Raw genomic sequence first — 21,694 nt, 5'->3', positions numbered from 1 at the left:
GGCCACGCGCTTCGTGTCACGGCCGGAGGATGGGACGCACTGCGAAAGGCCGGTAGCCGACCAGATCCGGCAGCTCGTAATGGTCGAACCGCCCGGCCGCCACGTGCCAGCGCACCATTCGGGTGCGGGCGCCGTGCTCGTGCTGAAACACCACTGTCGATCGGTTCTCCCAGAATGGGGCCGAGGGTATCGCCGTGCTCAGCTCGCAGCCCTCGGGCAACGGATGCTCCTCCGGTTCCGTCGCGCCGATGTCGAGCAGCCACGCCGAATGCGCCGGGTAGTCGTACGCCACGAGCCGCTCGCCGCCGGGGGCCAGCTCGTACGGCCGGTCCGTGGCGATCGGGATTCGGGCGCCCGCCGGGGTGTGGACGAACACTCCCCCGGCGCCGCGTTCCAGGGCCGCTCCGGAAATCGGGTCGATCTGCCAGAGGTCGGGGGCCAGCGGCTCGGGCTCGGTGCCGGGGCGCCAGCGGAACGTGCGTGTGCCGGTTGGCCGGCTCTCGGCGTAGTACAACGCGCCGTCGATCACCGCGAGCGCGTGGCGGGTCAGCCCGTCGGACTCGGGCAGGCTCGCGACCTCGCCCGTCGTCACGTCCAGGAGGTGGGGCCGGTCCCAGGACCGGCGCCCGACGTGCAGCTCGAACCCGCCCAGGAACCGCCCGTCCGCGCTACGAACCGGACGCGTCCCCAGGTCGACGGGCAGTGGCTCGGTGGTGCCGTCCCAGCGCACCAGCGTTCCCGGGCCGCCGGACGTCGCCACCGCGATCCCGGCCGGCGTTTCGCAGGCGTGGTACCGGTACTGGTGCGGAACCTGGCCGAGCACGACCGGCCCGTCGAGCCGCCACACCACGACGTCGCCGTTGCCGCCCATCACGCCGGCCCGTGGCGGTGCTCCCTCGAACGTCTCGGGGTTCGCCGTGCGAGGCGGGCGGACCGCCGCCACGGGGAGCACGACCGGTTCCGGTGGACGCCGTGGCAGCGCCACGATTCCGTTCCCGGTTTGCCGGACCAAGCCGGTGGCGACGGCGTGGGCGAGCAAGCCGGGCAGCTCGTCCGGTGCGAGGAGCAGCCGTTCCGCTAGATCGGCGACCGGTGCCGGGTCGCCCCACGCCGCGACGCTGGTGAGGTCCGCGGCGGCCCACGTGTACCGCGCGCGGTCCGCGGCGTCGGTGACCCGCGCCGCGAGCGGGCCGGGCAGGTCGAGCCGTTCGGCCGCGAGCGGCGGACTTTCGACGAGCCGCCAGCCGTCCCCTTCGGACGCGAGAACCCCGGCGGTGACCAGCAACGCCACCGCGTCCCGCTGCGACTCGGGCGGCGCCACGCCCAGTTGCGCGCAGATCGCCGCGTCCGGCGGGTCGCCGCGCAGGGGCTCGTCGAGCCAGGTGTCCGGGCGGGGCGGCCCGTACCCGGCGGCGGTCCAGGCGACGTCCAGCACCGCGAACCCGAGGACCTCCCGCCAGCCGTCGCCCGGCGCGGGCAGCGCCGGCCGGGTCCGCCGCACCCAGCGAGGCAGCCCCGGTTCGGCGGACGGCCAGAACTGCATGAGCCAGACATCGCCCTCTTCGCCGTCGTCCGCGGGACGGCGTGCCACCCGCACCCGGAACAGGCCTCGCCGCCCCAGATCCAGACCCGTGTCGTCCTCGCCGCCGGTGAGGTAGCCCAGCGCGATCCGGCCGGTCCGGCTGTGGAACGGCGACTCGACGACGTCATCCCACTCCTCGACGACGAGGGACGGAAGCACGTCATGAGACTCGAGGCGCACCGCCTGGAACGGGTCGCCGGCGTGGCCGTGCAGCCAGCCGTCCCCGGCCGTCGCGACCGTTCCGGACAACGCGTCGGTCGCGAGCTCGGCGAGCACCGCGTTCTCCAGCGGGTCCGACGCGTCAACGGCGTGACAGTCGCGGACCACGACCGTCCCGTACTCGGGCAAGTACTCGTCGTCTTCGAAAGCCTCCAATAACGTCACGTCGCGACCGTAACGGAGGGCACCGACAAAATCCGTCGATCACGGTCCGGCGGCGAGCACCGTCGGCAGGATCGACGTCGGCATCGGCCCCTTGTTGCGCCGGCCCTGCGTCGTCTCTTCCCAAGCGTGGGCCAGGATTCCGACGCTGCGGCTCAGCACGAACAACCCGCGCGCGAGCGGTGCCGGGAAGCCCAGCTCGGCGTAGATCACCGCGGTGGCGCCGTCGATGTTCATCGGCACCGGCTTGGCGCGTCCCCTGTTCAGCAACGCTTCGACCGCGAGTGCGGCACGCAGGTACCTCCCTTCGACGACCCCGTCGGCGACGGCTTCCTCCACCAGCCCCAGCAACGGGTCGCGACGCGGGTCGCGCGGGTGGAACCGGTGGCCGAAGCCGGGCAGGTAACGGCTGTGCTCCCGGAACTCCGCCACGACGGCCACGGTCGCGACCTCCAGCGAATCGCCGGCCGCCTCACGCTCGACGATCGCCGTCAGCAGTTCCACGCACTGCTGACCGGCGCCGCCGTGGGAGTCGCCCAGCGCGTTCACCCCGGACGCCATCGCGTTGTTGAGACCGACCCCGCACGTCGCGGTCATCCGGGCGATCGCGATCGACGGCGCCTGCGGGCCGTGGTCGACCGACGCGACCATCGCCGCTTCGAGCAGGGCCGCCTCCCGCGGATCGGGGCTGGTTCCCCGCACCATCAACCAGATCGTGGCGACGAAGCCGTGCGAGCCGATCAAGTCCTGCACGGGCGTCCCGCGCAGCTCGACCACGCCGGGTTCCATCCGGCAGATCGCGTTCGCCCACCAGTCCGCGACGTCGGCGGCGGTTGCTTCCTCGGCCATCTCAGTCCTTGTCCACGGGCGCGAGCGACGGTTCCGGCGCCGGCCGGGGAAGCGGCGTTTCGGCGTTCCAGCGGCGGGCCAGCTCGACGGCTTGGTCGTTGTGCTCCCCGAGCAGCGGCGGCCGCGTGCCCGGCCGCAGCGGCTCCCCGTCGAGCAGGACGCCGTTGCCGCTGGCGCGCAACGTGCGCTCGGCCTGGCCGGGGAACGGCAGTTCGGTGAAGAAGCCGCGGTGGGTGAGCTGGTCGGAGTCGAGGGCCTGCGGGACCGTGAGGATCCGGGCCGCCGGGACGCCCGCGTCGGAGAGCAGCCGCTCCCATTCGAGGGCGGGCCGCGCGCCGAGGGCCTGGTTCAGCTCGGCGTCGAGGACCGCCCGGTGTGCCTTGCGATCCTCCCGGTCGGCGAACCGGGAGTCCGTGACGAGGTCGGGCCGCCCCACCAGCGTGCACAGGGTGACGAACTGCTCCTGCCGGTTCGCCGCGATGTTCAGCGGCCCGTCCGCGGCGAAGAACGTGCCCGACGGCGCCGCCGTGGCGTTGTCGCGGCCCATCGGCACCGGCGCGACGCCGCTGATCACGTAGTTCGACACCGCCCAGCCCATGGCCGAAATGGACGCTTCTAGCATCGACAGGTCCAGGAAGCTGCCTTCGCCCGTGCGGTCCCGGCCGACCAGCGCCGCCGAGATGGCGAGGGCGGCCATCAGCCCGCCGACGGTGTCCGAGACCGGGAAACCCACGCGCAGCGGCGCGGTTTCGGGGGTCCCGGTCACGCTCATCATGCCCGACAGGCCCTGGATGATCTGGTCGTAGGCCGGGGCCTGGCTCATCGGTCCACTTTGGCCGAACCCCGAGATGGCGCAGTACACCAGCCCGGAGTTGAGCTCCCGCAAGTGTTTCCAGCCGAAACCGAGGCGGTCGAGCACACCCGCCCGGTAGTTCTCGAGGACGACGTCCGCGCCGCGGACCAGGTCCTGGAACAACTCCCGCTGCCCGGCGTCCTTGAGATCGAGCTCGATCGACTTCTTGCCGGCGTTCTGTGCCAGGAACGACGTCCCGATCCCGGCGCGGTTCAGGACCGCGTCCGGTCCCAGGTTCCGGGCGAGGTCACCCGAACCCGGCAGCTCGACCTTGACCACCTCGGCGCCGAACAGCATGAGCTGGTAGCTGCAGTACGGTCCCGCGAGGACGTTGGTCAGGTCGAGCACCCGGATACCGCGAAGCGGTCTTTGCGTCATTCCCTCTCCTTGCACCAGACGACGAGCGCCGCCGGGGTCAGCCGGCGAACGGATGGTCGAAGCCCCGCTCGCTCATCCGCGAAGCGGACTCGGTGAGATCGGCGACGAACTCGGCGATCCGGTCTTCGGAGAAGCGGACGGTGGGGCCGCTCAGCGACAACGCGGCGGCGACGGAACCGTTCTTGCCGAGCACGGGAACCGCCACGGCCGACAGTCCGGCCTCGCGTTCGCCGTGACTCACCGCGAACCCCTGTTCGGCCGCTTCGGTCAGTCCTTTTCGGAGGCTTTCCGCATGGTCCGCACCGTAAGGGGAACTGCGTGCGATCCGCTTCAGCAAAGCAGGAGAAGCCTCGCGGAGCAAGACTTTCGACGAAGCGCCACCCCACAGCGGCAGCTCGTCACCCACCCGCACCACGTGCCGCAGCGGCTGCGAACTTTCCTGCTGGGCCACGCAAACCCGGTACATGTCGCGGATGACGTACAGGTTCACCGTCTCCCGCTGGCGATCCCCGAGCTCGCGCATGAGCTGCTTCATCTCGGCCGGCAGCTCCCAGGTCTGCCGCGCGAGGTGCGCCCACCGCCAGAGTCCCGGCCCCGCCATGTAGCCCTTGCTGGTCGACCACAGCAGGCCGTTCAGCTCCAGGGTCTGCGCCAGCCGGATCGCCGTCGTCTTCGCGAGACCCGTCGCCTTCACGATGTCGGAGATCGTGACGGTGGGCCGTTCGTCGGTCAGCAGCCCGAGGATGTCCAGCGCACGCTGGACACTCCGCACGCCTCCTTCGCCGGATGAGCCGTCGCGCTCCTCGGCTCCGTCAGCCTTCATCACTGCACACCCTTCGTCGCGTTGCGGGTCCCCGGCCGGTGGACCAGTTCGCAACAGTTTCAGATCCCGCTCTTGCCACCGACAGGCGGCTGACCGTACGTTACACGGAGTCCGCAGAGCGGTCCAGATGTGCCGTTTGATGGTTCACAAGGGAGTGTGGCGGTGCTGGAGCAGATCCTCGAAGCCGCGAAATCCGATACCCCGATCGAGGCCGCCGCGTTCGTCGCCGGCCAGTGGTCCCGCGAGGGTTCACCGGCCGAGCGCATCGGCCCCCACCAGCGAAAAGTCGTCACGACGTCGTTCACCGCGGACGAGGGCCAGGTGGCCCGCGCGGTCGCGTACGCCGCCGCTTCCGCCCCCGCCGTCGCCCGTCTGGCTCCGGCCACCCGCGCGGCGATCCTCGACCGCGCGTCCCGGCTCGCCGGAGACCACCGGGACGACATCGCCCGGCTGATCGCGCTCGAGCTCGGGAAGCCGCTCAAGGACGGCCGGGGCGAGCTCGACCGCGTCGCCGACACCTTCGCCGTCTGCGCCGCCGAAACCCGCCGCATCGGCGGGGAGAACCTGCCGGTCGCGGGCTGGGAACGCGGGGTCGGCAACACCGCGCTGACCTACCGCGCGCCGGCCGGCGTGGCGCTCGCGATCACCCCGTTCAACGCGCCGGCGAACCTGCTCGCTCACAAGCTCGGCGCCTCCTTCGCCGCCGGCAACACCACGCTCGTCAAGGCCCCGCCCCAGGCGCCGGCCACGACCGCCGCCGTCGTCGCTCTCCTGCTGGAAGCGGGCATGCCGCCGGAAGCGGTGCAGCTGCTGCACGGCGGCGGTGACGTCGGCGCCGCCCTGTGCGCGGCTCGCGAGGTCGCGGTCATCAGCTTCACCGGCAGCGCGGAGACCGGCAACGCGGTCGCCCGGGCCGCCGGGGCGAAACGGCTGGTGCTCGAACTCGGCGGCAACGCCGCGACGCTGGTGTGCGCGGACGCCGACCTCGCCCTCGCGGCGCGGACCTGCGCGCGCACCGGCTACAGCAACTCCGGCCAGAGCTGCATCTCCGTCCAGCGGGTCTACGTGCACCGCAGCCGCTTCGAGGACTTCCTCGCCGCCTTCCGCACCGAGGTCGAGGGCCTGCGGGTCGGCGATCCGCTCGACCCGGCCACCGACATCGGCTCGATGGTCGACGAAGAGGCCGCGGCCCGCGTCGAAAAGTGGACCGCCGAGGCGGCGGCCGGTGGCGCGCGGGTGCTGCTGGGCGGCAGCCGGGACGGCGCGACACTGCTGCCCACGATCGTCGCCGACCCCGCGCCGGACGCGACGGTCGTCGTCGAGGAGGTCTTCGGCGCACTGGTCGCCGTGCTGCCCTTCGACGACCTCGACACCGTCATCGCGTCGTGCAACACCAGCCGGTTCGGCCTGCAGGCCGGCATCTTCACCCGGGACATCGGCACGGTCTTCACCGCCTGGCGGGAGCTGCAGGTCGGCGGCCTGATCGTCAACGGCTCGTCGAACTTCCGGCTGGACCACGTGCCCTTCGGCGGGGTCAAGGACTCCGGCTTCGGCCGCGAGTCCCCCGCTCCCATGATCGACGACTACACCGTCGTCAAGACCCTCGTGCTGCGCGACCTGTCCATCTGGGGCGAGCAGTGACCGAAACCGCCGAGCGACCGAGGAGTTCGACTTCGATGAGCGACCCCGCCCCGACCATCACCGCCGCCGACGCGCTCGTCCGCCAGCTGGAGTCCTACGGCGTCGAGTACGTCTTCGGCCTGTGCGGGCACACGAACATCGCGCTGCTGGACGCGCTGGGCCGCAGCGGCATCGAGTTCGTGATGGCCCGCCACGAGCAGGCCGCGGCCCACGCCGCCGACGGCTACGCCCGGGCGTCGGGCAAGCCCGGCGTGCTGCTGGTGCACGTCGGGCCCGGGATGATGAACGCGGTCACCGGCGTGGCCACCGCGGCGCTGGACTCGGTGCCGCTGATCGCGATCTCCGGCGACATCCCGTCCTACTACCACGGCCGGGGCCCGCACCAGGAAGTCAACCTGCACGCCGACGCCGACCAGACGGCCATCTACCGGCCCTTCGTCAAGCGGGCCTGGCACGTGCACCGCGCCGAAGACCTCGCCCGGTTCACCGAGCGCGCCTTCTGGACCGCGACGTCCGGCCGTCCCGGCGCCGTGCTGCTCAACGTCCCGATGGACCACTTCTCGCGCGAAGTCCCGCTCGCCGAGTACCCGCTCGTGGCGCACACGGCGAAGCCCGCGCTGTCCGACGCGGACGCCCGCCGGATCGCGGAGGTGCTGGCCGGCGCCGAACGCCCGCTCGTCTACCTCGGCGGCGGCCTGCGCTCGCCCGAGGGCCGCGCCGCGCTGCTCGACCTGGTCGAGCACCTCGACATCCCGGTGGCGCACTCCCTGATGGCCAAGGGCACCCTGCCCGACCGCCACCCCCTCGTGATGGGCATGACCGGGTTCTGGGGCCTCGAGCTGACCAACGAGTACACCCGCAAGGCCGACGTCGTCCTCGCCCTCGCGACCCGCTTCGCCGAAACCGACGCCAGCTCGTGGAACTCCGAGTACACCTGGGCGTTCCCGCCGGGCCGGCTGATCCAGATCGACCTCGACGCCGCGGAGATCGGCCGCAACTACCCCGTCGAGATCGGCGCGGTCGCCGACGTGAACCACGCCGTGCCGGCCATCACGGCCGCCGTCAAGAGCCTCGTGGCCGAACCCGTCGAGCGCACCGACATCCGCGAGCAGATCGGCACGGTGCGCTCGGACCTCTTCGCGGCGAGCCAGGAGCGCGGCCGCAGCGACGACTTTCCCCTTCGCCCCGAACGGATCCTGGAGGACCTGCGCACGACGCTCCCCGCGAACGCCGTGCTCGTCACCGACGTCGGCTGGAACAAGAACGGCGTCGCGCAGTGCTACGAACTGCCCGAAGAGGGCCGGTTCATCACGCCCGGGGGCGCGTCGACGATGGGCTTCGGCCCGGCCGCCGCGGTCGGCGTGCAGCTGGCCTGGCCGGACCGCGTCGTCGTCGCGCTCGTCGGCGACGGCGGGATGAGCTCGCAGCTGCCCGCCGTGCCCCTGGCCGTCGAGCGGGGCCTGCCCGTGCTGTTCGTGGTGATGAACAACAAGGCGCACGGCACCATCGCGGACCTGCAGGCCCACAACTTCGGCCGGAGCTTCGGCTGCGAGTTCCGCGACCGCGACGGCAACCCCTCTTCCCCGGACTTCGCGGCTTTCGGCCGGGCCTGCGGCGCCGACGGCTACCCCGTCGACCGCCCGGAGGACCTCGCCGCCGCACTGCGCGAGGCGATCGCGAACCGGCGCCCGGCCGTGCTCGACGTCCCCATGGTCAACGAACCGGTGCCGACCCCGGGGCACTGGAACATCACCGACATCTACCAAGGCGTCTTCGAATGACCCCGCAACCGCACACAATGGAGTGTCCCCGATGAACCGACCCGGAACCAGACGTCTGCTGGCCGCGCTGACCCTGCTCGCCGCGGGAGCCGCGACCGCCTGCAGCGCACCCGGCGGCTCGACGCCGTCCACATCGGACAGCAGCGGCCCGATCAAGATCGCGGTGGTCGACGCGCAGAGCGGCCAGCTCAGCTCGCTGGGCGCGTGGGAGTACAAGGGCGCGAAGCTGGCGGTCGAGCAGTGGAACGCGAAGGGCGGGGTGAACGGCCGCAAGATCCAGCTCGACGTGTTCGACGACGCCGGCGACCCGACGGTCGGCACGAACCTGGCGCGCAAGATCGCCAGCGAGGGCTACATCGCGATGATCGGCACCGCCGAGAGCGCGGTCACCGTGGCGATGGCGCCGGTCCTGCAGCAGGCGAAGATCCCCAGCATCACCTCCGGGCAGTCGCCGTCGATCATCGCGGTCAAGAGCCCGTTCCAGTTCCTCAACGGGCCGACCAGCACGACCTACGACGAGACGCTCGCGAAGTACCTGGTCGACCAGAAGGGCCAGAAGACCATCGCGTTCATCACCAACAACGGCTCCTACGGCAAGGGCGAACACGACGCGTTCGGCAAGGCGCTGGCCGGGCGCGGGGTCACGCCGGTCGACGACCAGGTCGTCACCACCGACCAGAAGGACTTCAGCGCCGCGCTGACCTCCATCCGGCAGAAGAACCCGCAGGTGCTGTTCGTCGGGACGGAGGAGGTCGAGGCGGGGCTGATCGTCAAGCAGGCGCGTGAGCTCGGCATCACCGCGACGATCGCCGGCGCCGCCCCGATGGGCACGACGGTGTACCTGAGCACGGCCGGCGCGAGCAACGCCGAAGGCACCGTCGTGAGCAGCCCGTACCTGAGCAACGAGAGCAGCGACGCGGCCCGTCAGTTCGCCCAGGCCTACAAGGCCGCGTACAACGAGGACGCGGAGCTGCACGGCGCCAAGAGCTTCGACGGCACCAGCATCTTCCTGACCGCGCTGAAGACGTCGAACGGCGCCACCGGCCAGCAGCTGGCCGACGCCATCCGCGGCACGAAGTACGCCGGGCTGCTCGGGAACTTCACGTTCGACCAGACCGGGGTCGGTATCCACGCCACGTCGATCGGTGTCATCACCGGCGGCAAGCTCATCGCGGCTCCCGCCAGCTGACCCGCCCTCGGGGGGCCGCGCCGTCGAGCGCGGCCCCCTGCCGGGGAAAGGACCCCTCAATGCAAGTTCTGCTCCAGACCCTCGTCGGCGGGCTGAGTTTCGGCGCCGTCTACGCCCTCGTCGCGATGGGCTTCTCGATCGTGTACCGCACCATGGGCCTGGTGAACTTCGCCCACGGACAGGTGGTCATGGTGGGCGCTTACGCGGCCTCGACGTTCTACATGTCCTCACGGCTCCCGTTCATCCTCGCGATCGTCGTCGCGATGGTGGTCACCGGGCTCATCGCGCTGGTCATGGAGCGGGTGCTGCGGCCGTTGGAGAACAAGGACTTCGACCTCATGCTGATCGGGACCATCGGCTTCGGCGTGGTGCTCGAGTCGCTGGCCACGATCATCTGGGGCGCGACCGGGCACGCGGTCCCGACGCCGGTGGACTCCGGTCCGCTGGACCTGTTCGGCGTCCGCGTGCGCACCTACAACCTCGTGGTGCTCGGCATCGCCGCCGTCGCCACGGTGCTGCTCCTGCTGTTCCTGCAGCGCACCAAGCGCGGGGCCGCGATGCAGGCCGTCGCGATGGACCACGAAGCCGCGACGGCCGTCGGCATCCACGTCGGGCGCAGCAACGCCATCGCGTTCGCGATCGGCGCGGGACTGGCCGCGCTCGCCGGCGGGCTGGTCGGGCCGCTGCTGTACGTCAGTCCCACCCTCGGCGGCACGCTGGGCATCAAGGGGTTCGCCGCGGCCATCCTCGGCGGCTTCGGCAACATCGGCGGCGCGATCGCGGGCGGGCTCGCCATCGGCGTGCTCGACTCCTACGCGTCGGGTCAGTTCCAGGGCTATTCGGACCTGGTGGTGTTCCTCGCGTTCACGGTCATCATCATGATCCGCCCGACCGGGTTCTTCGGCGAACGGACGGTGAACCGGGCATGAGCTCCTTCCCGCGCACCAGACCGGCCGCGGTCAAGGTGATCGCGGCCGCCGCGATCGCCGTCGCCGCCTGGTTCCTGCCCTACGGCCTGGACACCTACGGCATCCACGTCGTCAACATCGCCGTGGTCTTCGCGCTGCTGGCCGTCGGCCTGGGTCTCGCGCTCGGCGTGGCCGGGCAGATCAACCTGGCCCAGGTGGCGTTCTTCGGCATCGGCTCGTACGCGCTGGCGATCTTCACGACGAACTCGGGGCTCGGCTTCTGGGTCTCGGCCGTGCTCGCGATGCTCGCCACCGCACTGGCGGGCCTCTTCGTCGGCGTCCCGGCCCTGCGAGTCCAGTCGCACTACCTCGGCATCGTGACCCTCGGCCTCGCGCTGGCGTTCACCAACTGGGTCACCAACGCCCAGGTCGCCGGCGGCGCGTCCGGCATCAACGGGATCCCGGCGCCGCCGCTGTTCGGCATCGACCTGACCAACGAGTACCTGTACTACTACTTCGAGCTGATCGTCTTCGCGCTCGCCATCGGGTTCGCGCTCTTCCTCGTCCGCACCGCGCTCGGCCGCCGGCTGCGGGCGATGCGCGACGACTCGCTGGCCGCGGGTGCGGTCGGTGCCCCGGTGCCGTTGCTGCGGATGACGGCGTTCCTCACCGCGAGCGTCTACGGCGGAGCGGCCGGGATCCTCTACGCCGGGCTGATCCACTACATCGCGCCCGAGTCCTTCAGCGTGGCCAACATGTTCCTGCTGCTGGCGATGGTCATCATCGGCGGCAGGCAGAGCATCATCGGCTGCGTCATCGGCGCGATCGCGCTCGCGCTGGTGCGGGAGGCGCTGGTCGACTTCTCCGTCTACGCGCAGCTGGGCTACGGCTCGGTCGTGGTGCTGATGGTCGTGTTCGCCCCCACCGGCCTGGCCGGTCTCCCCCGGCGGGTCCGGGCGGCGATCCAGCGCCGGCGGCACCGGGAGGCGGGCGCGCTCACCGCGTTCCGCCCGTACGAACCGGCGTCGGCGCCGGCCGGATCGGGCTCGCTCGAGATCTCCGGCATCAGCAAGCAGTTCCGCGGCCTGCGGGCCCTGGACGGCGTGACGCTGTCGGTCGAGCCGGGTGAGATCCGCGGCATCGTCGGGCCCAACGGCTCCGGGAAGACGACGCTGTTCAACGTGATCAGCGGGATCTACACGGCGAGCGGCGGCACCGCGAGCTTCGGCGGACGGCCGCTCGTCGGGCGGCGGCCGCACCAGCTCTCGCACCAGGGGATGTCGCGGACGTTCCAGAACCTGCGCCTGTTCGGGGAGATGACGGTCGAGGAGAACCTCCTGGTGGCGCTCGACCGGACGCCGATGCGCGCGGCGTGGCGGTACGTGGTGTGGCCGGTCGGCATCTGGCGTCAGGAACGCCGGTTGCGCCGGGCCGCGACGGAGCTGCTGGAGCGGTTCGGCCTGACGGCCTTCGCGGACGCGGCCCCTCGCTCGCTCCCGTACGGCATACAGCGACGCGTGGAACTGGCACGGGCGATGGCGGCGGAGCCGAGCTTGCTGCTGCTGGACGAGCCGGCGGCCGGGCTCAACGGCCAGGAGGTCGGGCAGCTGCAGGAGATCGTGCGGTCCATTCGCGACAGTGGCGTGACGGTGGTGCTGATCGAGCACAACATGGGTCTGGTCATGTCGTTGTGCGACCGCGTCACGGTGCTGGCGAGCGGCCGGGTGATCGCCGAGGGCACCCCGGCGGAGGTCGCGGTCCGGCCCGAGGTGATCGAGGCCTACCTCGGTGACTCGTTCAGCACGGCCGAGGTCGTGGAAGCAGTCGAGACGGAGGCGTTGCCGTGAACCCCTCGGCACAAGGCGATCTGGTCGTCGAGGACCTCGCCGTCCACTACGGCGGGGTCCAGGCGGTCAACTCGGTGTCGTTCACGGTCGGCGCGGGCCGTTGCCTGGGCATCATCGGGGCCAACGGCGCGGGCAAGACGTCGACGTTGAAGGCGCTGATGGGGCTGGTGCCCCACAAGGTAGGCACCCTCCGCCTCGGCGACCGCGACCTGACCAAGGTGAAGCCGAAGGACATCGTCCGCCACGGCATCGGGTACGTACCGGAGGGCCGGCACGTGTTCACCGGCCTGACGGTGGAGAAGAACCTGCTGCTCGGCGCGTACCTGCGCTCGTGGAAGGGCGCGACGCAGGAGAAGCTGCGGGAGATCTACGAGATGTTCCCGGTACTGGGCGAGATGCAGCACCGCCTGGCCGGAGCGCTGTCGGGCGGTCAGCAGCAGATGCTGGCCATCGGACGGGCCCTGATGTCCGAGCCCCGGCTGGTGCTGCTGGACGAGCCGTCGATGGGCCTGTCCCCCAAGCTGGTCGAGGAGATCCTCGGCACGCTGCAGCGGCTGTCCGCGTCGGGGCTGGGGTTGTTGCTGGTGGAGCAGAACGCGAAGCTGACGTTCGAGGCGACCGAGACGTGCGTGGTGATGGAGAACGGGCGGATCGCGATGACGGGGAGTTCCGCGGATTTGGCGCACGATCCGCTGGTCCGGCAGATCTACCTCGGGCTCTAGGGCTTGCTCGGAAGCGCCCGGCCGTGGAAGCCACGGCCGGGCGTTTCGCTATCCGTGGAGGCACCTCGGCAGGTCACCGCGCTCGATGGTGCACCCGTCCAGGTACTTGCCGGTGGAGTCGGCGATCCAGACACCGACGCTCGCGGCACCGCCCACGACGTCGGCGCTGAGCGGGATACTCGGCCAAGTGTGGTCATCGCAATGCAGACTGGTACTGCGGTAGTCGAGCCGTTTCCCACTCGCGGTGTAGGTCGCTCCGTACAGCCGGAGGCAGCTGAACGTTCCCACTCGGAGCTCTCCGACGACGCTCGCCGACCGGTTGGTGAAGCTGACCGTCCCGTCGAACCAGGTCGTCATGTCGGTCCCCTCCAGGTAGACCCGCGTCGCGTCCGCGGCGGCCGCGCTCGGTGCGGCCACTGAGGTCAGGCCGGTCGCGGCCATGAGCGCTTTCGTGAAGTGCCCTGTCAACGCGATGAGCCCGGCCGGGGATCTCCCGGCCGGGCTCATCTGTGCGCAGGATCAGCGGCAGAACGGTGCCGCCCCCGCGGCGGACTTGATGCCGTTCGCGATCAGCGTCTGGAAGTACGCCGCGCCGTCCGCTGTCGTCGTGTTGGTGAACGCCCAGCTCTCGTGGCCGAGCGTGGTCACCCATGACCGGCCGCCGTCGTAGTACTGGCACCATGCCACCGGGTGGTCGTCGCCGTGGCCCGGGTGGCCCATCGAACCCTTCACGCCCTTGGCGAGTGTCGACTCGTCGACTTTGGCCAGGACCCGCACGTCGCTCGGGAACGGGACCAGGTTGTACCACTCGTCGGTGAACGCCCAGCGGTTCGGCAGGCCCTTCGTCGACACGTCGTTACGGTCCACCGTCTGCACCACGCCGGCCTGCGCCGGACCGTGGTCGTAGTAGTTCGCGCCGCCCAGGAGGCCCTCGTACCACGGCCAGTTGTACTCGGTGCCGAACGCGTTGTGGATGCCGACGAACCCGCCGCCGCCCCGGATGTACTGCCGCAGCGACGTCTGGGCCGAGTCGTCCAGTGCGTCGCGGGTCGTGCTCATGAAGATCACGGCGTTGTACTTGAACAGCGTGCTCGGGCTCGCGAGCTGGGTGACGTCCTCGGTCCAGTCGACGCCGAATCCGCTCTTCTTGCCGAGCTCGATCAGCCCGTTCTGCGCGACGTTCGCCGCGGTCAGCGGCGGGTTCAGCCCCGGCCCGAGCGCCGGCCCCAGGTTCGCGTGGCGCGGGCCCGCCGTGCGCGAGTAGACGAGGACCCGGACGCCCTTGGTGAGGTCGAAGTTGCCCCAGTTGTGGTAGCAGCGCGAGTCGAGGCCGCGGCACACGCCGTAGTCGGGGTCGCCGAGTGCCTGGGCGCCCTGCTGGTTCTTCCCGTCGTGGGCCGACGCGGGCATCCCGATCAGGGCGGCCGTGGTCAGCGCCGCGGTCACCGCGCTCCCGACCATCGTCAGCAACGTCGTCGATCTCTTCTTCATGGTGTTCCGACCTTTCTCCGGGCACGGCGGTGCCACGGCGTCCATGGGGAGGCGAGCGGTTACAGCTCGAGCAACCGGCCGTCGGCGGCCACCGACGCGCCCGCGGCGGTGACTTCGGCCCGCTCCGGCGCGTCCGGCCGGAGGAGCGGGTTGGTGTTGTTGAGGTGGGTGAACAGGAACCGCGTGCGCGGGCGGGCGTGGATCAGCGGGAGCTGCTCGCGCACGGCGAGGTGTCCCATGCCCGACGCCGGACGCGCCGGGCCCATCTCGTCTTCGGTGAAGAACGTGCCGTCGACCGCGACGACGTCGGCGCCGTCGATCGCCCGCTCGAACTCCGGGCTCCACGCGGCGAGGCCGGGTGCGTAGGTGAAGGAGCGGCCGCCCGCGTCGAACCGGTACGCGCACACCGCGTCGCCCGGGCCCAGCCCACTCGCGTACCGAGGCCGCTTGGCACTCAGCACGGTCGCCGTGACCCGCAGGCCGCCGGCCAGCTCGATCGGCTCGCCGTCGCGGACGTCGTGCCGGCGCACCCGGGTGTACCCGGACAGGACGGCGTGCAGCGGGAACGCCGTCGTCAGCGCCTCGTGCACCCACGCGGTGGCGTAGACGTCGAGCTCGCCGGCCTCGCGCAGGCCGAGCAGACCGAGGGTGTGGTCCAGTTCGGCGCTGGTGAACAGAACCCCGCGCACGGGGGTGTCCCGCGTACCGGCGGGCGGGCGCAGCTCGGGGGTCGCCAGCAGCTGCGCGCGCAGGTCCGGGGAGGCGTTGACGAGGTACCACGCGCGGCCGTCCCCGCTGACCGCCAGGCCGTCTTGGGTTCGCGACCGGCCGGCGTCGCGGGCCGCCTCACACTCCGTACAGCCGCAGTTCCATTGTGGAGAGCCGCCGCCGGCCGCGGTCCCGAGGATGCGGATCTTCATCGCATCCGCCGGGGGACGGCGGGTTCCGGCGTGAGGTTCGCGAGCCCGGCCAGCACGAGGTCGTGGTGCTCCGACAGGTCGCAGACGGGGTCGGTCACGGTCGCGTCGCCGGTCAGCTGGTAGGCCTGGCACCGGCAGCCGCCGAAGTCGATTTCCTTGAGCGCACAGCCACTGCAAGGCGAAGGCAGCCACTCGGTGCCGCGGAACTTCCGGAACGCCGGGGACTCGTACCAGATCGCCGCGAGCGGATCCGTGCGCACGGAAGGGACTTCCAGTCCGGGCAGCGTTTCCGCGGCCAGGCAGGGCAGGACGTGACCGTTGGGGGTGACGCTCAGCTGCCGGGCGCCCCAGCCGTAGTTGCACGGCTTGGGACGCGGGTCGTAGTAGTCGGCCGCGACGTGCACGACCTCGAAGGCGTACCGCTCCCGGACCGCGGCGACGTCCCGGGCGGCCTGGTCGACCTGGTCGCGCGTGGGTATGAGCGCGGCGCGGTTGCGCAGCGCCCAGCCGTAGAACTGCGTGTGGGCGAGTTCGAGCCGGTCCGCGCCCAGACGTTCGGCCAGCGCGGCGATCGCCGGGATGTGACCGGCGTTGGCCCGGTGCAGCACCACGTTGATGGTCAGCGGGAGCCCGGCGGCGCGGACCGCCCCGGCGACGACGAGCTTGCGGTCGTGCGCCGCCCGCCCGGCCACCCGGTCCGCCGGCGCCGCTTCGGCGTCCTGAAGGGACAGCTGGAAGTGATCGAGACCGGCGTCGGCGAGCCCGGCGATCCTCTTCTCGGTCAACGAGATCCCGCTGGTGACGAGGTTCGTGTACAGGCCGAGCCGGTTCGCCGCCGCGACCAGGTCGGCCAGGTCGCGGCGCAGGCCCGGCTCGCCGCCCGACAGGTGGAGCTGCAGCACGCCGAGGGAACGGGCCTGGGCGAACACGTCGAGCCACGCGGCGGTGTCCAGTTCGTCCCGGTAGCCGGCGAGGTCGAGCGGGTTCGCGCAGTAGGTGCACTGCAGCGGGCACCGGTAGGTCAGCTCGGCGAGCAGGCCGAGCGGCACCGGTGTTCGTTGCGGTACAACAGTTCCCGGCCGCGACGTCGGCATCCGGGCCGGCCGCGCGTCCGGCGTCTCCCCCACCAGCCCGCGGTCTTCGAGGCCGGCCAGCGTCCGGAGCACCGAGCCGGCCTCGACGCCCGCGTACTCGGCGGCGAGGTCGTCGACGATGTCCGCCACCGAGCGCCGGGTGTCGCACCGGGACACCACGGCCGCCGCGGTTTCGTTGAGCAGCAGCACCCCTTCGGGGAAGAGCAGCGCCGTGCGGCCGCGGACGGCGTCGAACTCCAGCCGCACGCCGCGGCGCAGGCCCGGCTTGCTCTCGGCGGTCACGCTCATGAGGCCCCCGCGTAGTCCACCGCGTCGAGCACCGCCCACAGCACGTCACACTTGAAGGACAGCGCACGGACGGCGGCGTCCTGCTGTTCCGCGGTGACGCAGTGGTCGAGCACGAGGCGCAGGGTGAGCGCGCTGTCCTCCCGCGCCGCGGGGATCCGGCGTTCGAAGTAGGCGAACCCCGCCGGCCGGATCCAGTCGTAGTGCTCGCGCCACGCGGTGACGCGGTCGGTCATGTGCCCCGGCGAGAACACCTCGGTCAGCGCCGCCGCGACGCTCTCGATCCACGGCTTCGTGCGGCAGAAGTGCAGGTACCCGTCGACGGCGAACCGCACCCCGGGCAGGACGTGCCGCTCGTCCAGGACCTCCGCCCGGCTCAGCCCGACCGCTTCCGCCAGGCCCAGCCACTGTTCCATGCCGCCCTCGCCGGCGTTCGCGCCGTCGTGGAAGACGATCCGGTCGACCCACGCGCGGCGCACCTCCGGCAGCGGGCAGGCCGCGATGATCGCGGCGTTCTTCCGCGCCAGGCACTTCTGGTAGTACCAGCGGTTGGCCACCCAGCGGCGCAGGTCCGCCGGGGTGCACCGGCCTTCGTGCAGCCGGAGGTGGAACGGGTGGTGAGCCCAGTAGCGCTTTTCGAGGCGGAGCAGGGCGTCGGTCAGCTCCGCCCGGCTCAGCGGGCCCGCCACGGCTCGCTCTCGCCGGCGTACGCGGTGACCTCCGGGCGGGTCTCGTAGCACTCGACCACCGGATCCGACCACTGGGGAAGGACCCCGCCTTCGCCCTGCGCCACAACGGTTTCCAGAACTGCGGACATACCGGGACTCCTTTTCGGTACGGCGGGGCGACGATGCCCCTAGGTCCACCCAGCGGTCCTTTCGGTCCGCCTGGCGTTCCGCGACAGTACCCCGGCGACGGCGCGCCGAACAAGAGGCGAATCCCCTTGTCCGGCGCACGCGACAGTTCTAGACTCGACCGTCGAGCGGTCCGATAGTACCACTAGACGGACCTCGTGCTCACTCAGACCATCTCGTGGCAGCGCGCTTTCCTCAACGAAGAGAGGCCCAACCGATGGATCGACGCAAATTCCTGACCGGCGCGACCGGGGCCGCCGTGGCCGGGACCGTGCTCGCCGCCACGCCCGCGGTCGCGGCGCCGTCGACGGCGGACACCCCGCGCCAGCCCGACGCCTTCGGCAAGCCGGGACGGGACTTCACCAAGGTGGGAGGCGACCTCGGCAACCAGAACCACACGCCGCTGCACCAGATCACCCGGCAGAACGTCACCCGCCTCGGCGGCGCCTGGCACGTCAACCTCGAAGGCGGGGACACCTCCCGCGCGCAGCAGAGCACGATCGTCGCCCAGAACGGCGTCCTCTACGTCCAGACCACCCAGCAGAACGTGTTCGCCGTCGACGGCCGGACCGGCGCGGTGCGCTGGAAGACCAACCTCGGCACCGAAACCACCAACATGCGCGGGGTGGCCCTCGGCCAGGGCAAGGTGTTCTCGACCTCGGGCGCCAACATCCTCTACGCACTCGACCAGAAGACCGGCGCCGTCGCCTGGAAGACCCAGCTGCTGACCGAGGACGCTTCGCAGGGCACACCCGAGCCGTGCGATCCGGCGAACGGCCAGTGCGGCGGCAGCATCGGCAGCCTCGCCGGCGCGGTCGTCTACTCCGACGGGCTCATCTACGTGGGCATGCAGGGCAGCACCGCCGGCGCCCGCGGCCGGGCGTACGCCCTCGACGCCGCCACCGGCAAGATCGCCTGGACCTTCTGGGCCGTCCCCGGCCCGGGCGAGTTCGGCCACGACACGTGGGAAGGCGAGTCCTGGAAGACCGGCGGCGCCGTGCCGTGGATCCACCCCGCGGTCGACCCCGAACTGGGGCTCGTCTACTGGACCTTCGGCAATCCCTACCCGCGCACCAACGGCTCGACCCGCGGCGGTGACAACCTCTTCGCCAACACGATCGTCGCGATCGACGCGAAGACCGGCAAGCGGCGCTGGCACTTCCAGTCGGTGCACCACGACATCTGGGACTACGACAACGTCATGGCGCCGGTCCTGATCGACCTGCGCATCGACGGCAGGCTGCGCAAGGTCGTCGTCTACGGCAGCAAGGTCGGCATGTACTACATCCTCGACCGCACGAACGGGAAGCCGGTCCAGGGCGTGACCGAGCGCCCGGTGCCGCAGGACCCGCGGCACAAGACGGCGCCGACGCAGCCCTTCCCGGCCGGTGACGCGTTCGTCCCGCAGGAGCCCCGGCTGGACAACTCGACGCGACCGGTGCCGTTCTACCCCACCGGCGGCCTGTTCGCGACGCACTGGGACCGTGCGACGATCATCTTCCCCGGCGCCGGCGGTGGCGCCGACTGGGCCCACGTCTCGTTCAACCCCACCACCGGCTGGGTCTACGTCGGCTACGGCCTCGTCAACTCCGCCTATTCCAACACGACCGGCGGCCGCGTCAACACCGCCCGCCCGTACGGCGAGTACTTCGCGGGCGGGATCGCCGCGGTCGACCCGCGCACGAACAAGCTGGTGTGGAGCAAGGACAGCGAGTGGTCCCTGGCCCACGGCAACGGCATCCTGACCACCGACGGCGGCGTGATGTTCCAGGGTGGCCCGGACGGCAACCTCCTGGCGATGAACGACGTCGACGGCCGCGAGCTGTGGCGCTTCCAGTGCGGCGCGGGCGTCCACACGAGCCCGATCAGCTACGAGATCGACGGCGACCAGTACCTGGCGGTCTTCGCCGGCGGCAACGGCCTCCCCTACCCCGACATCCCCAAGGGCGACCACCTCTGGGCGTTCAAGCTCGGCGGCAAGGTGGCCCCGGCCGCGACGCCGGTTCCCCCGTCGAAGCGCAACCAGATCCGCACGGCCGCGGTGACCGCGGCGGCCGCGAAGTACACGGTGACGCTCGGCCGCGTCTGGGACGCCACCGCGGGTGCGCCCGGCGCGACCGAGAACACGGTGGCGCAGACGGCGATGTCCCCGCAGAACCTGACGGTCCCGGCGGGCACGGAGATCACGTTCGTCAACCCCCAGGGCAACGCGTTCGCCCACGGCGCGGTCTCGTTCTTCGAGTACGAGTTCGACAGCGGCACGCTGATGCCGGGCCAGTCCTTCAAGCACACCTTCACGCAGAAGGGCGAGTTCTTCTACAACGACCCGATCTTCCCGCAGAACACCGGCAAGATCGTGGTGACCTAGCCGGCGTAGGCTGGTGCTCAGTCAGAGAACGTCCGTTCTCTGACTGAGCGGAGAGGGGCCATTCCGTGCCTGAGCTGCCCGAGGTCGAGTTCGCCCGCTCGGTGATCGAGCGCGCGGCGCTGGGCCGGCTGATCACCGGCGTCGACGACTCCGACGGCTACGTCTGCCGGCCGCACCGGCCCGGGCAGATCCGCGACGCGCTCGTCGGGCGGCGGCTCGTCGCCGCCCGGCGCCGGGGCAAGTCGATGGGGTGCGAGACCGACGGCGGGCCCGTGCTCGGCGTCCACCTGGGCATGTCCGGGAAGATCGTGGTGGCGGACCCGGACGGCTCCGAGGTCGACGGCGGCGACTACTGGGAAGGCCGGCGCGCGCCCGGCGACTACCGGTGGTCGCGCTTCGCCCTGACGTTCGAAGACGGGGGCCGCCTGCTGCTGGTCGACCCCCGCCGGCTCGGCCGGATCGTGCTCGATCCCGCGCTGGACGAGCTCGGTCCGGACGCCGCGACCATCAAGCCCGCCGAGTTCCGCGCGGTCATCACCAAGGGGACGACGGCGGTCAAGGCCCGGCTGCTGGACCAGAGCTCCATCGCCGGCGTCGGCAACCTGCTCGCCGACGAAATCCTGTGGCGGGCCCGGGTCCACCCCGCCCGTCCGGTGGACGACCTCGGTAGGGACGACGTCGAGCGGCTCCTGCGTGCCACGCGCGGTGCGGTGTCCGCCGCGCTGAAGCACGGCGGCGTGCACACGCTCGACGTCATCCCGTTCCGCAAGCCCGGTGCGCGGTGCCCGCGCGACCACGCGCCGATGGTGCGGGGGAAGGTCGGCGGTCGCACCACCTGGTGGTGCGACGCCGAGCAGCAGTGGGGCGGCGCCGCCTGATCCGGGGCCCTCAGCTCCGGCGGCCGCGCGCCCCGACGGTCATCCAGCTGTAGTCCACAAAGGACGGCGTCTCGTACAGCTCGTACGCCTCGTCGAGCACCTCCCGGGTGACCAGGCCGGTGGCGAGCGCGTGCTCCTCGACGAGCTTCGTCGTGTTCTTGAGCCAGCCCGCCAGCGGCCGCCCGCCCCGCGCCGGCAGGACCACGCCCTCCGCGGTGCAGTCCGCCAGACCCGCCGCTTCCAGCGGGACCGGGAAGGTGTGGCCCCACCGCGGGTCGGTGCCGACCCGGTCCGCCATGACCCGCGCGAGCGCCGTCATCGTGCGGCGGGTCGCCGGGTACGCGGACAGCTCGGGCAGCGTGGTGCCGATTTCGATGAGCAGCCACCCACCGGGTTTGAGCCAGGAAGCCAGCCGCTTGATCACGTCCTCGCGCTCGGGCAGGTGCTCCAGCACGAACCGGGTGTGGATGACGTCGAACTCCCCCGGCGCGTCGTCGGTGGTGACGTCGTGGTGCAGCACCGTCACCCCGAGGTCGGCGAGCGGGCCGAGGAACGCGTGGCTGAGGTCCGTCGCCACCACGTTCTCCGGGCCGGCCAGCTCGGCCATCCTGGTCGCCACCGAACCCGCCCCGGCGCCGACTTCCAGGCACTGCCACCCCGGCCGCACCCCGATACCGTCGAGCTGCCGGAAGCTGAACGGGTCGAAGCTCTCCTCGAGCAGTCGGAGCCGCCGGTACTCGGCCCGCGCCTGGGTGTCGACGAAGTTGTTCCAGCCGATGGTCTCTGGCATCCGGTGTTTTCCCTCATTCGATCAGATCGGGCGACGCCGCATCGTACGGCTCACCGGGCC

Annotated in this window: 19 protein-coding genes; 8 read left to right on the top strand and 11 right to left on the bottom strand. The window is 71.4% G+C overall.

The window, feature by feature from the left end; translation table 11 throughout:
- Positions 1-16 precede the first annotated feature (16 nt).
- From ACZ7OU_RS23950 to ACZ7OU_RS23935, 4 genes are read right to left on the bottom strand one after another with little or no spacing between them, the layout of a single operon-like run.
- Positions 17-1,966, bottom strand: coding sequence for a hypothetical protein (locus ACZ7OU_RS23950; RefSeq protein WP_470256749.1), 1,950 nt, complete (start codon positions 1,964-1,966; stop codon positions 17-19).
- A gap of 39 nt (positions 1,967-2,005) precedes the next feature.
- Positions 2,006-2,812 carry a citryl-CoA lyase gene (locus ACZ7OU_RS23945; RefSeq protein ID WP_470237872.1) on the bottom strand — a complete coding sequence of 269 codons (807 nt, stop codon included), beginning with the start codon at positions 2,810-2,812 and terminating at the stop codon, positions 2,006-2,008.
- Position 2,813: 1 nt separating this feature from the next.
- A complete protein-coding gene (locus ACZ7OU_RS23940) occupies positions 2,814-4,043 on the bottom strand; it encodes a CaiB/BaiF CoA transferase family protein (RefSeq protein ID WP_470237873.1) in 1,230 nt (409 codons plus the stop codon).
- Positions 4,044-4,080: 37 nt separating this feature from the next.
- Positions 4,081-4,866 carry an IclR family transcriptional regulator gene (locus tag ACZ7OU_RS23935; protein ID WP_470237874.1) on the bottom strand — a complete coding sequence of 262 codons (786 nt, stop codon included), beginning with the start codon at positions 4,864-4,866 and terminating at the stop codon, positions 4,081-4,083.
- A 162-nt stretch (positions 4,867-5,028) separates the two neighbouring features.
- On the opposite strand from ACZ7OU_RS23935, the gene ACZ7OU_RS23930 reads away from it, so the two are divergent.
- The 6 genes from ACZ7OU_RS23930 to ACZ7OU_RS23905 are packed head-to-tail and all read left to right on the top strand — an operon-like array spanning position 5,029 to position 12,954.
- Complete coding sequence (locus ACZ7OU_RS23930) at positions 5,029-6,507, top strand: aldehyde dehydrogenase family protein (protein ID WP_470256748.1); 1,479 nt, start codon at positions 5,029-5,031, stop codon at positions 6,505-6,507.
- A gap of 35 nt (positions 6,508-6,542) precedes the next feature.
- Positions 6,543-8,288 (top strand): thiamine pyrophosphate-binding protein, encoded by a 1,746-nt coding sequence (locus tag ACZ7OU_RS23925; RefSeq protein ID WP_470256747.1) that lies wholly within the window; start codon positions 6,543-6,545, stop codon positions 8,286-8,288.
- Positions 8,289-8,319: 31 nt separating this feature from the next.
- The gene (locus tag ACZ7OU_RS23920; protein WP_470237877.1) at positions 8,320-9,477 is read left to right on the top strand and encodes an ABC transporter substrate-binding protein; all 1,158 of its coding nucleotides are present in this window, start codon (positions 8,320-8,322) and stop codon (positions 9,475-9,477) included.
- Between the two features lie 59 nt (positions 9,478-9,536).
- Positions 9,537-10,406, top strand: coding sequence for a branched-chain amino acid ABC transporter permease (locus tag ACZ7OU_RS23915; protein WP_470256746.1), 870 nt, complete (start codon positions 9,537-9,539; stop codon positions 10,404-10,406).
- On the top strand, positions 10,403-12,232 hold the full coding sequence (locus ACZ7OU_RS23910; protein ID WP_470256745.1) for a branched-chain amino acid ABC transporter ATP-binding protein/permease: 1,830 nt from the start codon (positions 10,403-10,405) through the stop codon (positions 12,230-12,232). The genes ACZ7OU_RS23915 and ACZ7OU_RS23910 overlap by 4 nt, the downstream gene beginning before the upstream one ends.
- The gene (locus tag ACZ7OU_RS23905; protein ID WP_470256744.1) at positions 12,229-12,954 is read left to right on the top strand and encodes an ABC transporter ATP-binding protein; all 726 of its coding nucleotides are present in this window, start codon (positions 12,229-12,231) and stop codon (positions 12,952-12,954) included. Before ACZ7OU_RS23910 ends, ACZ7OU_RS23905 begins: the two co-directional genes overlap by 4 nt.
- 48 nt (positions 12,955-13,002) lie before the next feature.
- Here ACZ7OU_RS23905 and ACZ7OU_RS23900 read toward each other — a convergent pair whose 3' ends face one another.
- Genes ACZ7OU_RS23900 through ACZ7OU_RS23875 form a run of 6 tightly spaced genes read right to left on the bottom strand, consistent with a single transcriptional unit; the run spans position 13,003 to position 17,561 of the window.
- Positions 13,003-13,461: a hypothetical protein gene (locus ACZ7OU_RS23900; RefSeq protein ID WP_470237881.1), complete on the bottom strand. Its 459-nt coding sequence runs from the start codon at positions 13,459-13,461 to the stop codon at positions 13,003-13,005.
- Between the two features lie 12 nt (positions 13,462-13,473).
- The gene (locus ACZ7OU_RS23895) at positions 13,474-14,445 is read right to left on the bottom strand and encodes a ThuA domain-containing protein (protein ID WP_470256743.1); all 972 of its coding nucleotides are present in this window, start codon (positions 14,443-14,445) and stop codon (positions 13,474-13,476) included.
- Between the two features lie 59 nt (positions 14,446-14,504).
- Positions 14,505-15,365, bottom strand: a complete 861-nt coding sequence (gene pqqB, locus ACZ7OU_RS23890) for a pyrroloquinoline quinone biosynthesis protein PqqB (RefSeq protein ID WP_470256742.1) — start codon at positions 15,363-15,365, stop codon at positions 14,505-14,507.
- The gene (gene pqqE, locus ACZ7OU_RS23885; protein ID WP_470256741.1) at positions 15,362-16,747 is read right to left on the bottom strand and encodes a pyrroloquinoline quinone biosynthesis protein PqqE; all 1,386 of its coding nucleotides are present in this window, start codon (positions 16,745-16,747) and stop codon (positions 15,362-15,364) included. Before pqqE ends, pqqB begins: the two co-directional genes overlap by 4 nt.
- Positions 16,744-17,433: a pyrroloquinoline-quinone synthase PqqC gene (gene pqqC / locus ACZ7OU_RS23880; RefSeq protein WP_470256740.1), complete on the bottom strand. Its 690-nt coding sequence runs from the start codon at positions 17,431-17,433 to the stop codon at positions 16,744-16,746. Before pqqC ends, pqqE begins: the two co-directional genes overlap by 4 nt.
- Positions 17,418-17,561, bottom strand: coding sequence for a hypothetical protein (locus ACZ7OU_RS23875; RefSeq protein ID WP_364385643.1), 144 nt, complete (start codon positions 17,559-17,561; stop codon positions 17,418-17,420). The genes pqqC and ACZ7OU_RS23875 overlap by 16 nt, the downstream gene beginning before the upstream one ends.
- Positions 17,562-17,815: 254 nt before the next feature.
- Between ACZ7OU_RS23875 and ACZ7OU_RS23870 the strand changes: the two genes are divergently transcribed.
- Together ACZ7OU_RS23870 and ACZ7OU_RS23865 are read left to right on the top strand one after the other, a co-directional pair.
- Complete coding sequence (locus ACZ7OU_RS23870; protein WP_470256739.1) at positions 17,816-19,966, top strand: outer membrane protein assembly factor BamB family protein; 2,151 nt, start codon at positions 17,816-17,818, stop codon at positions 19,964-19,966.
- Between the two features lie 65 nt (positions 19,967-20,031).
- Complete coding sequence (locus tag ACZ7OU_RS23865) at positions 20,032-20,844, top strand: Fpg/Nei family DNA glycosylase (RefSeq protein WP_470256738.1); 813 nt, start codon at positions 20,032-20,034, stop codon at positions 20,842-20,844.
- A gap of 10 nt (positions 20,845-20,854) precedes the next feature.
- Here ACZ7OU_RS23865 and ACZ7OU_RS23860 read toward each other — a convergent pair whose 3' ends face one another.
- Complete coding sequence (locus ACZ7OU_RS23860) at positions 20,855-21,634, bottom strand: class I SAM-dependent methyltransferase (protein ID WP_470256737.1); 780 nt, start codon at positions 21,632-21,634, stop codon at positions 20,855-20,857.
- Positions 21,635-21,694 lie beyond the last annotated feature (60 nt).

This window comes from Amycolatopsis sp. NPDC114505, from assembly GCF_055633615.1.
This window is presented reverse-complemented; position numbering and strand designations above follow the sequence as displayed.